The sequence below is a fragment of the Vibrio sp. T9 genome (genome assembly GCF_003123985.1).
Classification (GTDB): Bacteria; Pseudomonadota; Gammaproteobacteria; order Enterobacterales; family Vibrionaceae; genus Vibrio; species Vibrio diabolicus.
Genome location: NZ_NIGY01000013.1, coordinates 36,181 through 48,735 on the forward strand (window position 1 = coordinate 36,181; position 12,555 = coordinate 48,735).

9 protein-coding genes are annotated in these 12,555 nt (G+C 47.2%); 8 read left to right on the forward strand and 1 reads right to left on the reverse strand.

The features are described from left to right. Positions 1-66 precede the first annotated feature (66 nt). From CBX98_RS21815 to tldD, 8 genes are all read left to right on the forward strand, one after another. Positions 67-1,110: a rod shape-determining protein gene (locus CBX98_RS21815; protein WP_005381144.1), complete on the forward strand. Its 1,044-nt coding sequence runs from the start codon at positions 67-69 to the stop codon at positions 1,108-1,110. A 150-nt stretch (positions 1,111-1,260) separates the two neighbouring features. Then, positions 1,261-2,160: a rod shape-determining protein MreC gene (mreC, locus tag CBX98_RS21820; RefSeq protein WP_053809360.1), complete on the forward strand. Its 900-nt coding sequence runs from the start codon at positions 1,261-1,263 to the stop codon at positions 2,158-2,160. Beyond that, a complete protein-coding gene (gene mreD, locus CBX98_RS21825; RefSeq protein ID WP_109170267.1) occupies positions 2,150-2,638 on the forward strand; it encodes a rod shape-determining protein MreD in 489 nt (162 codons plus the stop codon). The genes mreC and mreD overlap by 11 nt, the downstream gene beginning before the upstream one ends. A gap of 4 nt (positions 2,639-2,642) precedes the next feature. Continuing rightward, a complete protein-coding gene (locus tag CBX98_RS21830; protein ID WP_109170268.1) occupies positions 2,643-3,212 on the forward strand; it encodes a Maf family protein in 570 nt (189 codons plus the stop codon). 18 nt (positions 3,213-3,230) lie between these two features. Beyond that, a complete protein-coding gene (gene rng / locus CBX98_RS21835; RefSeq protein WP_005381138.1) occupies positions 3,231-4,700 on the forward strand; it encodes a ribonuclease G in 1,470 nt (489 codons plus the stop codon). Positions 4,701-4,712: 12 nt separating this feature from the next. Next, on the forward strand, positions 4,713-8,594 hold the full coding sequence (locus tag CBX98_RS21840) for a YhdP family protein (RefSeq protein ID WP_109170269.1): 3,882 nt from the start codon (positions 4,713-4,715) through the stop codon (positions 8,592-8,594). 33 nt (positions 8,595-8,627) lie between these two features. Further along, positions 8,628-9,449: a carbon-nitrogen hydrolase family protein gene (locus CBX98_RS21845; protein ID WP_104969835.1), complete on the forward strand. Its 822-nt coding sequence runs from the start codon at positions 8,628-8,630 to the stop codon at positions 9,447-9,449. 11 nt (positions 9,450-9,460) lie between these two features. Next, positions 9,461-10,906 (forward strand): metalloprotease TldD, encoded by a 1,446-nt coding sequence (tldD, locus tag CBX98_RS21850; RefSeq protein WP_047009150.1) that lies wholly within the window; start codon positions 9,461-9,463, stop codon positions 10,904-10,906. A 67-nt stretch (positions 10,907-10,973) separates the two neighbouring features. On the opposite strand, the gene CBX98_RS21855 is transcribed toward tldD, so the two are convergent. Beyond that, complete coding sequence (locus CBX98_RS21855) at positions 10,974-12,350, reverse strand: PhoH family protein (RefSeq protein WP_109170270.1); 1,377 nt, start codon at positions 12,348-12,350, stop codon at positions 10,974-10,976. Positions 12,351-12,555: the final 205 nt, after the last annotated feature.

Genomic DNA, 12,555 nt, shown 5'->3' on the forward strand with positions numbered 1-12,555 from the left:
CAGCGAGGCATTGGTACATTTAGAGCAATTTTTGTCTTCTATATTTTTGCAGGATGAGCGAAGAGTATGTTTAAGAAACTTCGTGGCATGTTTTCTAACGATCTATCTATCGATTTAGGTACAGCCAACACTCTAATTTACGTAAAAGGGCAAGGAATTGTCCTTGATGAACCTTCTGTAGTTGCTATTCGTCAAGATCGTGTAGGTTCTGCAAAAAGCGTTGCTGCAGTCGGTCACGCAGCAAAACAGATGCTTGGTCGTACACCTGGCAACATTTCCGCTATCCGCCCAATGAAAGACGGCGTAATCGCTGATTTCTACGTAACCGAAAAAATGCTTCAGCACTTTATCAAACAAGTGCATGACAACAGCATCCTAAAGCCAAGCCCACGTGTTCTTGTTTGTGTTCCTTGTGGTTCTACCCAAGTTGAGCGTCGCGCAATTCGTGAATCAGCTCTCGGTGCTGGCGCGCGTGAAGTTTACCTAATCGACGAGCCAATGGCGGCAGCAATTGGTGCAGGCCTGCGCGTGTCTGAGCCGACAGGTTCAATGGTGGTCGATATCGGTGGTGGTACAACTGAAGTTGCCGTTATCTCTCTAAACGGTGTGGTTTACTCATCGTCAGTACGTATCGGTGGTGATCGCTTTGATGAAGCCGTGATCAACTACGTACGTCGTAACTACGGCAGCTTGATTGGTGAAGCAACGGCTGAAAAGATCAAACACGAAATCGGTTCTGCTTACCCTGGCGATGAAGTTCAAGAGATTGAAGTTCGCGGTCGTAACCTTGCAGAGGGTGTGCCACGCAGCTTTAGCCTGAACTCAAACGAGATCCTAGAAGCGCTTCAAGAGCCGCTATCTGGCATCGTCTCAGCAGTCATGGTTGCACTAGAGCAGTGTCCACCAGAGCTTGCTTCAGACATTTCTGAAAACGGCATGGTTCTGACTGGTGGTGGCGCGCTACTGAAAGATCTCGATCGTCTATTAATGGAAGAAACCGGTATCCCTGTGGTTATCGCGGAAGATCCACTAACGTGTGTTGCGCGTGGTGGCGGTAAAGCACTAGAAATGATCGACATGCACGGTGGCGATCTGTTCTCTGAAGAATAAAGGTTTAGGTGAAGCTCATGTCGGGCTTCACCTTCATTTCTGCTCTCTCTGTAATTCAAACATGCTCCATACCTAAAAGTATTTATTTAAGTATTTTTAGGTTGCCAAGTAAGGCTCAATAATCATGGAAGCAATCAGGTCAAAAACAAGATGAAACCGATTTTTGGCAGAGGTCCGTCTCTGCAATTACGTCTGTTTTTTGCTGTCATCGTGTCGGCGAGCTTAATGCTGGCTGATAGTCGTCTAGATACGTTTTCCAACGTCCGATACTTATTGAACAGTATGGTTGCACCGATTCAATACGCAGCCAATTTGCCTCGCAGCATGTTCGATGGCGTATTTGAACGTTTTAATACTCGTCAGGCATTAGTTGAAGGCAATCGCAACTTAAAGCGAGAAGTGCTACGCCTGAAAAGCGAGCTGATCTTGCTCGATCAATATAAAGAAGAAAACCAACGTCTACGCAAATTGTTAGGCTCTTCATTTGTCAGGGATGAAAAGAAAGTCGTAACTGAAGTGATGGCGGTTGATACTTCACCTTATCGTCATCAAGTGGTGATTGATAAAGGACAAATAGACGGTGTGTACGTCGGGCAGCCAGTGATCAACGAAAAAGGCATTGTTGGTCAGGTCACGTTTGTCGCAGCGCACAACGCACGTGTTCTGTTGCTAACGGATGCGAAAAATGCGATTCCTGTCCAGGTGATCCGTAACGATATTCGAGTGATCGCGTCGGGCAATGGTGAAATGGATGAAATCCAACTGGAGCACATTCCAACCAGTACTGATATTCAGGTTGGCGATCTACTGGTGACATCCGGCCTAGGTGGGATTTACCCAGAAGGGTACCCAGTCGCGACGGTTACCAATGTGGATCACGATACGCGCCAAGAATTTGCGGCAATCAAGGCTGAGCCAGTTGTAGAGTTTGATCGTTTACGTTACCTACTGCTGATTTGGCCGAATGAAGATCGTCAACACAAAGTGCTGCGATCCAATGTGGAAGAAGGGTTAGAGCAAGAAGAACAAGAGGTAACTGATGGCCAATAATGTAGTGAGTAGCCGAATGGTGATTGGTGTCAGTTTCTTCGTTGCGCTGGTGTTGCAAACCATTCCGTGGCCAGGTGTGTTAGATGTTTTACGTCCATCATGGTTGTTCCTTGTCACGTGTTATTGGGTGTTGGCACTGCCGCACCGAGTGAACGTTGGAGCCGCGCTAGTACTGGGCTTATTATGGGATATCTTGATCGGTTCAACGCTTGGAATTCGCGGCATGATGATGTCGATTGTCATCTATCTGGTGGCGTTGAATTTCCTGTTGATTCGTAACATGGCATTGTGGCAACAGTCGATTTTAATTGCCTTTTTTACTGCGTTATTGGAAGTTTTGATATTCTGTGGGGAATATTTGAACCAGGACGTAGTATTTAATCCATTATCTCTGTGGACGGCGGCAATAAACTGTATACTTTGGCCATGGATGTTTTTATTAATGCGACGAGTTCGTCGTGCATGGCACGTAAGGTAAAGCGGTGAAGAAAAGCTTATCTCTCGTTCTCGCTTCGGGTTCTCCGAGAAGAAAAGAGCTGCTTGCTCAACTAGGTTATGATTTTGAGCTCGTATTGCCTGATATTGAGGAAGCTAAACAGGCTCATGAGCAGGCACGAGAGTACGTGCTGCGTCTTTCTTTGGAAAAAGCTCAGGCAGGCTTAGCATTAGCTAAGCCTGATTCCGTTGTATTGGGCTCTGATACGGTCGTAGTATGCGATGAACGTGTGCTAGAAAAACCCAAAAGTTTTGAAGATTCAAAGCGTATGCTTACTGACTTATCCGGTCGTCGTCATCAAGTGATGACTGCGGTGAGCGTCGTATCATCGGAACAACAACATTCAGTGGTCGTCACCACTGACGTGTGGTTCAAACAACTGACTCACGAAGAAATCGAACAATATTGGCAGTCAGGAGAGCCATGCGATAAAGCTGGAAGTTATGGTATTCAGGGACTCGGAGGGCGATTTGTCACCCGAATCGAAGGCAGTTATCACGCTGTAGTAGGCTTACCTTTGTTCGAAACCGATCAGCTAATTCAAGAATTTTTATAATTGTTTTGAGGTGTGCACATGAGTGCAGAATTGCTGCTTAACGTGACCCCGAGTGAAACTCGTGTGGCCATGATTGAAGGTGGAGTACTACAAGAAATACATATCGAGCGCGAATCGCGTCGCGGCATTGTGGGCAATATATACAAAGGCAAAGTCAGCCGAGTACTGCCAGGTATGCAAGCGGCTTTCGTCGATATCGGTTTAGATAAAGCGGCGTTTTTACATGCGTCAGATATTGTCCCGCATACCGAATGTGTGGCAGAGAACGAAAAACAGCAGTTTCAAGTCCGTGATATCTCTGAGCTGGTACGTCAGGGGCAAGACATTGTTGTACAAGTGGTCAAAGATCCGCTCGGTACGAAAGGCGCGCGTTTAACGACGGATATCACCTTACCTTCGCGTTATCTTGTTTTTATGCCGGGGGCCAGTCATGTCGGTGTTTCGCAGCGTATTGAGAGTGAGAAAGAGCGCGAGCGTCTGAAAAAAGTGGTGAATCATTACTGTGATGAGCACGGTGGTTTTATCATTCGTACCGCAGCGGAAGGCGCAGATGAAAAAGAGCTTTCTCAAGACGCGGCATTTCTAAAGCGTTTGTGGCTAAAAGTCATGGAGCGTCGTTCAAAATACAAAACGCGTTCAACGCTTTACGGTGAACTTGGTTTAGCCCAGCGCATTCTGCGTGATTTTGTCGGCACAGAGCTCGATAAAATCATGGTCGACTCCCGCCTCGAATATGAAAACCTGAAAGAATTCACTTCTGAGTATGTACCTGAGTTAACAGACAAGCTTGAGCTTTACGAAGGTGACAAGCCAATCTTTGATATGTACGACACCGAGAATGAAATTCAGCGTTCTTTAGAGCGCAAGGTAGAGTTAAAGTCGGGTGGCTACTTGATCATCGATCAAACTGAAGCCATGACAACTATCGACATCAACACTGGTGCATTTGTTGGTCGTCGTAATCTTGAAGAGACCATCTTTAATACCAACATTGAGGCAACTCAGGCTATTGCTCGTCAGCTGCGTTTGCGCAATCTCGGCGGCATCATCATCATCGACTTTATCGATATGGCGTCTGAAGAGCACCGTCAGCGAGTGCTTACCTCGTTGGAAACCGCACTGGCTAAAGACCGAGTAAAAACCAACATCAACGGCTTTACTCAGCTCGGCTTAGTCGAGATGACGCGTAAGCGCACACGAGAAAGTATTGAACATATCTTGTGTTCTGGCTGTCCTACTTGTGAGGGCCGTGGTAGCGTGAAAACGGTTGAAACCGTGTGCTTTGAGATATTACGCGAGATTACTCGTGTAAACCGTGCTTACGACGCCGATAATTTTGTTGTATATGCATCGCCGTTTGTTGCTGAAGCGCTGTTGGGTGATGAGTCTCATGCATTGGCTGAGCTCGAAGTATTTATTGGCAAGCAAGTGCGAGTTCAGGCTGAGCCCCTGTACATTCAGGAACAGTTTGACGTCGTAATGATGTAATTTGGAACATTTGTGAATTCTGGTGTTAACCGTTTTGGGCGTTTTTGTGCGTGGAGTTTAGTTACTGTACTGGTGTTATTGGCCATATTAGTAACCACACTGCGCGTCACATTGCCACAACTTAACCACTTCCAAGATGAGATCAAAACCTGGGTCAAGCAGGACACAGGTTTTGACTTTTCTATCGCCAACGTCGCAGGGACGTGGCGCAATAATCACCCCTCGATCGCGCTACTCGGTTTAGAAGCGAATCTGCCGAATATTCAGGATGCACGCTTTGCCGTTGAAGAAATCCAAATTGAATTCGATCTCATTCAATCTCTTTTGCAACTCAAACCGGTGGTCGCTGACCTCACCATTCATAACCTCGCTCTGGATATTCACACCGTAGACATTCTGCCGACCTCTAGTCGTCAAGAGCAGGAGCCGAGTGTGGATAAGAGCGAAGTGAAGCTCATCGACCAACTCGACTCACTTCTTTTACGTCAGTTTGAAGACTTCACCATTACCGACTCACGGATTTGGTATAAATCGGTATCTGGTGAGACTCGCCGTTTAGATATCGAGCAGCTCCGTTGGAGCAACCAAGGCAAGCACCACTTAGCAGAAGGCACCGTGAACATTGCCGATGTTCGTCTGAATTCATTGTTAGTGAGCGCTAACTTTAAAGACCATGGTTCGCTGCGTGATGTGTCTGGTGAGTTTTACGTAAGTGCCCAAAATGTCTCAGTGACGCCTTGGTTAACCACTTACATGCAAGAAGAGTCGGGGGCTGAGTCGGGTAAGGTCAGCTTAAACACTTGGCTGACGCTGAAACACAGCCAACCGAATGATGCGTATGTTGAACTGTTGCCTTCTGAGCTGGTGTGGAATGAAAACGGTCGTCATGAGCTGTTTATCGAGTCAGGTATTTTCAATCTTCGACCAGATAAACAAGGTTGGAAAGTAAATGGTCACTCACTTCGGATCCGAACCGACAACACCCCTTGGCCGGAATTAGACGCAGCGTTTGATTGGCAACCGAATGGTTGGACGCTCAACCTTTCTCAACTCGATATCGAAGCACTTATTCCGCTCATCAAATTGGCTCCAGAGTCAGAATCGACCAGTGACCTTATCAACAAATTGGCACCGAAAGGCCGAGTTGAAGATGTTCGCTTGTCCATGAACGGTGGTTTAGACACGTTACGCTACTCCGCGGAACTGGATGAACTTGCGATGACGCAATGGGAACTGCTACCAGGATTCCATCATGTGCAGGGCAGTGTATCTGGTGATTTAGATCAGGCAAAAGCGAAAGTAACCGTCATTGATGATGTATTTCCGTACGGTGATGTATTTCAAGCTCCGCTGAATATCAAACAAGGTGAAGTCGATATTATCTGGCAACAAGATGAGAGTGGCTGGCGCTTGTGGTCTGATAAAGTGACGGCAGCGACACCGGATCTTCAAGTACTAGGAGCATTCCGTCTTGATTTTCCAAAAGAACAAAGCCCATTTTTATCGTTTTATGCTGAAGCAGATCTCTATAACGCAGGTGAAACATGGCGTTACCTGCCGACTCTGGCACTTGGACAAGACTTAACGGATTACCTATCGACTGCGATTCAAGGCGGTAAAGTGAATACGGCTAAGCTGCTGTGGTATGGCGAGTTAGGGGATTTTCCTTACAAAGATCATAATGGCATGTTTCAGGCGTGGGTCGGTTTAAAAGACGCGAAATTTAGCTTTGATACGGCGTGGCCAACCATCACTGATCTGCAGCTGGACTTGCTGTTTGAAAATGATGCCATGTATTTAGATTCAAAGTCCGCCACGCTAAATGGTGTTCATGCCAAGCGTATTACTGGGCGAATCCCTGAGTTGGCGGAGGGTGGACACATTGAGATTGAAGCCAAAGCGAGCGCGCCGGGTAATGAAGTTCGTGACTACATGATGGCGACGCCATTGGTGGACTCGGTCGGGGCAGCGTTGACGGCGCTGCAAGTGAGTGGTCCGGTTTACTCTGAGTTCCAGCTCAACATTCCGTTTGATTTTGAAAAAGAGTCCCGTGCTTGGGGTTATGCCGATTTAACAGAAAACCGTGTCGATATTGAAGCGCCGCCAATGACGCTGGAGAAAGCCACAGGGCGTATCCACTTCGATAATGATGTGGTCACCACATCGGGTTTGTCTGCAGAGTTGCTTACCCAGCCTATCTCCCTCGATTTTCGTGGTGAGAGTGCGGAACAGGGCTACAATGTGACGATTAATACATTAGGGGATTGGGACGTTGAGCCTCTCAAACCTTATGTTGGTGAGCGTTGGTTAAAGCTTGTTTCTGGGCATGCGCCGTGGCAAATGGACATTGACTTACAACTTAATGATGTAGGCTTCACCTATCAACTTGATGTGTTGGCGCAGCTAAATCGTTTAGCGAGTCAATATCCCTATCCGCTAGCGAAACAAGTTGGCGAGTCCGGGCAAGCAAAACTACAGGCATCCGGCAACCAAGAAAGTATTTCAGCAAGACTACAGATACCAAATGCTAAGTATCAAACCGAGATAGATATAACTGGCGACGTACCTGTTCTGACGGCGACTCATTTAATGGTCGGCAAAGGTGGTTTCAGGATCAGCCCTATTGTCGGACACGATGCATCAGTGCGTGTCGCTGAGCTTAATTTAGACCAGTGGGCAGAGCTGGTTCAGGGCTCGGAAGGTAAGCAATCCTCATCTGTTCTGGCAAGCATGAAGACGCCGAGTATTCCATTGCCGACACGGATTGATGTTGAAACGCCAAACTTGCAGCTTGGTGGGATTGAGTTTCATGATGTGGACTTCTCCGCAAGCAAAAAGAATTTGAGCTGGCAACTCGATGTGGACAGTCAAGAGGTTAAAGGTAAGGCTAACTATCTGAAACCGTATGACTTATCGGTCTCTTTGGAGCACTTGCACCTGTATATTCCAGGGTTTGAAGAGATGACCAAAGAGCGTAGCTCGCTCTTTGCCAGTGAGGATCAAAACGCACCTTTGATTACCAATTTTGACCGCCAGTTTCACGCTGAGATGCCAAACTTAACTTTGAACATCGATGATTTCTGGTTGCAAGGTTACAAAGTGGGGAAGGTGAATGTTGATTTACAGCGTCGCGAGAACCGTTTGGAGTGGAAAAATATCACCTTTAGCAGCGGCAAAAACCGTATTGATATGAGCGGTTGGTGGGACCTGACAAAAGAGAATAGCCATTCCAACTTAACCATGAAAATGAAAGGTGATAACAACACTGACCTTATGGAGCGCTTTGGTATCACATCAGGTATTCAGCAGGCACCATTTGAGATCAATGCCAATATGGAATGGGACGGCGCGCCTTGGTCGATGAAGACACAAACCTTGCAAGGGAATGTCTCAACGGAATTTGGTAAAGGCGTGATCAGTGAAGTCAGTGGTGCGGCACGCTTGTTAGGCTTGTTCAGTTTGGATTCTATCATCCGGAAGATGCAGCTCGACTTTACCGACGTATTCGACAAAGGCATGGCGTTTAACTCGATCACAGGCACGGGCAAAATCCAAGATGGCGTATTTATCACCAACGATATCGTGATGGATGCGTTAGCAGGGGAAATGCAGATCCGCGGCATCGCCAATATGAACAGCAGAATGGTCGATGCGGAAGTGAAGTTCACCCCAGACATCACATCAGGCCTACCAATGCTGACCGCGTTTGCAGTAGCACCACAAACCGCGTTGTATGTTTTAGCCATCTCAACAGTGATTTCTCCGGTGGTTGAGGTCTTCACTCAAGTCAATTATGAAGTGAAAGGCCCACTAGACTCTCCAACGGTAAAAGAAATTTCTCGAAGTAAAGGTGAATACAAACTACCAGAAAAGCTGCGTGAACAGGCGAAATAACTCACCGACTAAAATGGAATAGGGAGGAAACACATGGAACGTGTTGGCATTATTCAAATGACATCGGGTCCAGATATCACTGCGAATCTGGACTTTATTGAAAAACAGTGTGCTTTGGCGAGTAAGCAAGGTGCCAAGCTTGTCCTTACCCCTGAAAATACGGTGCTGTTTGCCAACCGCGAAGCGTACCATCAGCATGCAGAGCCACTTGGGAGTGGCATGATACAACAGCGGCTCTCTGAAATCGCAAGAAAGAACCAGTTAACACTGATTGTCGGAAGCATGCCCATTCAAACCGCAAAAGGTGTCACGACCACAACACTTGTATTGCCGCCGCACGGTAAATGCATTGCTCACTATGACAAACTGCATATGTTTGATGTCGACGTAGCAGATGGTTATGGTAGTTATCGTGAGTCGGATACGTTTATGGCGGGTAATCAAATTGTAGTGGCGGAAACCGATATCGGCAGCGTTGGATTGAGCATCTGTTACGATCTTCGTTTCCCTGAGCTTTATAAAGTATTACGCCAAGAAGGCGCGGATATCATTGTGGTGCCTGCTGCGTTTACCGCTGTGACGGGGCAAGCTCACTGGGAAGTATTATTGCGAGCTAGAGCGATTGAGACACAATGTTGGATTTTGGCAAGCGGACAAACTGGAACGCATCCATGTGGACGAAAAACATGGGGACACTCGATGGTCGTTGACCCTTGGGGACGTATCCATAAGCAGCTTCAGGATGAAGTAGGCTTGTTAGTGACAGAGATAGATTTGTCACAAAGCCAACAAGTAAGGCAGAATATGCCGCTGACTCAACACAGTCGCTTTCAAAATGAATTGAGACGGAAATAAAAGAGCTAACTATGAGCACAAACCAAATAGAACAGGCACTCCTTGCCCCAAATGGTCTGACAGAACAAGACATTGCTGACACGCTTGCCAGCATTGCGACGCGCCAGATCGATTATGCGGACATTTACTTTCAGTCCAGCTGGCATGAGTCTCTGGTTCTAGAAGACAGCATCATCAAAGATGGCTCTTTTAACATTGATTGTGGTGTTGGTGTCCGCGCCGTAACTGGCGAAAAAACAGGCTTTGCCTACTCTGATCAAATCCAGCCTGAAGGCCTGAAGCAGAGTGCAATGGCGGCGCGCGGTATTGCTCAGCAAGGGCAAAATGGCAAAGTTCATGCGTTTAAACGTACGGAGAACCAAGCGTACTACGCGGCTGTGAATCCACTAGCTGAATGGGAAAAGCAGCAAAAAACAGAATTACTTAAGTCTCTAGATGCTTACATCCGCACTAAAGAACCATTGATTAAAGAAGTCTCGATCAGCATCAGCGGTGTGCATGAGCAGATGCTTGTTGCGGCAACAGACGGTACTTATGCAGGCGATATTCGTCCTTTGGTACGTTTGTCTATTAGCGTGCTCGCTCAAAAAGGTGAACGACGTGAACGAGGTAGCGCTGGTGGCGGTGGCCGTTTTGGTTACGATTTCTTTTTAACGGAAAGCAATGGTGTGAAACAAGCTTTCCATTATGCAGACGAAGCGATTCGCATGGCGTTGGTTAACCTTGAAGCAGAAGCCGCGCCAGCAGGCATGATGCCAGTGGTATTGGGCTCAGGTTGGCCAGGCGTATTGCTACATGAGGCGGTAGGTCATGGCTTAGAAGGTGACTTTAACCGTAAGGAATCTTCGGTTTTCTCTGGCAAAATGGGTCAACAAGTGACGTCTTCACTGTGTACCATTGTTGATGACGGTACATTAAAAGACCTTCGTGGTTCACTCAATGTGGATGATGAAGGGGTGAATGGCCAGTACAACACGCTTATCGAAAATGGTGTGCTGAAAGGTTACATGCAAGACAAGCTAAACGCGCGGTTAATGGGTGTGAACCCAACAGGTAACGGTCGTCGTGAGTCGTATGCACATTTGCCGATGCCGCGTATGACCAACACCTACATGCTTCCAGGTGAGCATACGCCAGAAGAAATCATCTCGACGGTAGAAAAAGGGTTGTATGCGCCAAACTTTGGTGGCGGTCAGGTGGACATTACTTCGGGTAAGTTTGTGTTCTCCGCATCGGAAGCGTACTTAATTGAAAACGGCAAAATTACGCGCCCTGTTAAAGGTGCGACGTTGATTGGCTCTGGTATTGAAGCCATGCAACAAGTGTCGATGGTTGGTAACGACTTAAGTATCGACAAGGGCGTTGGCGTATGTGGTAAAGCTGGACAAAGTGTGCCAGTTGGCGTTGGTCAGCCGACCTTGAAATTGGATTCACTGACGGTGGGTGGTACTGAGTAACTCATTCGAATCGTTATAAAAAGAGCGCTCATTAGAGCGCTCTTTTGTTTTTGTGAGTCGATGTCGACTAGAGGTTCTCTTCGGCAAACTCTGCCAAGCGGCTACGAACCACGCCGTTAAGGTGAATATTCGCGCTGCCTTCAAAGTTCTTGAAGCGTTCAACCATGTAGGTCAAACCAGAGGTCACAGGGGTGAGGTAATGGGAGTCAATCTGCGCCAAGTTACCGGAGCAGACGATTTTGGTTCCTTCGCCGCAGCGGGTGATGATGGTTTTGATTTGTGAAGCGGTGAGGTTTTGACACTCATCAAGCAGCACAAACGCATTTTGAATCGAACGGCCACGCATAAAGTTGATCGATTTAAACTGAATATTGGCTTTATCGCAGATGTACTTCAATGAGCCTTCAGTGCAGTGATCGTGTTTATGTAGCGCTTCCAAGGTATCGGTCACCGCCGCTAACCACGGCATCATTTTCTCCTCTTCTGAGCCGGGTAGGAAGCCGATGGATTCACCGATGTCTGGCGTGTTACGCGTCACGATAATTTTATCGAACATGCCTTCTTCAATGGTTTGCTCCAGTGCTGCTGCCATGGCTAATAGCGTTTTACCACTACCAGCGGCACCGGTTAAAATCACCAGGTCAATATCCGGGTCAAGTAAGGCATCCAACGCCATTCCTTGGTAGATGTTTTTTGGTGTGATGTCCCAAGCCTTACGGTGCATCATGCGTTCACGGCTCAGGTCGAGTAGCGTTAATTTGTCTTCATTGATGGTTTCCACGCGGCCAGCAAAGTCGCTGTCTTCATCAATCACATATTGGTTAATAAAGGTTGGTTCAAAAGGTTCACGACTGAGCTTGTGATAGGTTTTTCCGCCCAGCGCATAACTTTCCACTTCCTCAATATCACTCCAGAAGTCCCCCTCACGCAGTTGAAAGCCTTTGGTGAGGTATTGAATGTCGTCAATCAGTTGATCGGTTCGGTAGTCTTCAACAAAACGTACGCCAGCACCTTTAGCGCGCAGACGCATGTTAATGTCTTTCGTGATCAGTACCACTTCACGTGGTGCTCGTTTGTTTTGCAGATAAAGCACCGCATTGAGTATGCGGTTGTCACCGGCTTTGTCGGCGAAGGCTTTGACGGTTTCCTGCAGTTCAAAATCCGCCAAAATGGAAATGGTGCCTTGGTCGGGGCTGTCTTTAGAAACAGGAATACCTTCAGAAATTTCATCGGGCGTTGCTTCTTTAAACAAATCTTCCAAAGCGCGAATAGCCACGCGAGCGTCTCTTGCGACATCGCGTTTGCTGTCTTTGATTCGGTCGAGTTCTTCCAACACGGTCATGGGGATAACGACATCGTGTTCTTGGAAAGAGAAGATGGCAAAGGGTTCATGAAGAAGAATGTTGGTATCAAGTACAAACAGTTTCCGATCGGTATCGCCCATAGCGTCTCCTTGCCGTAATACGGCTCTGCATGCGAGTGGTTAGGTCGTTCTCAAATAGGTGTGAAGCGGCCTAACTCTGATTGCTTGCAATAGAGGTTGTCGGGCTGATGTCGGTTAGTGTGCAACCGAGTAGCAAGACAACTTACTGCAAACCCGTGTTGATCCTAATCGTGTACTAACGCGCTTAAATCATATGCAATGGTTT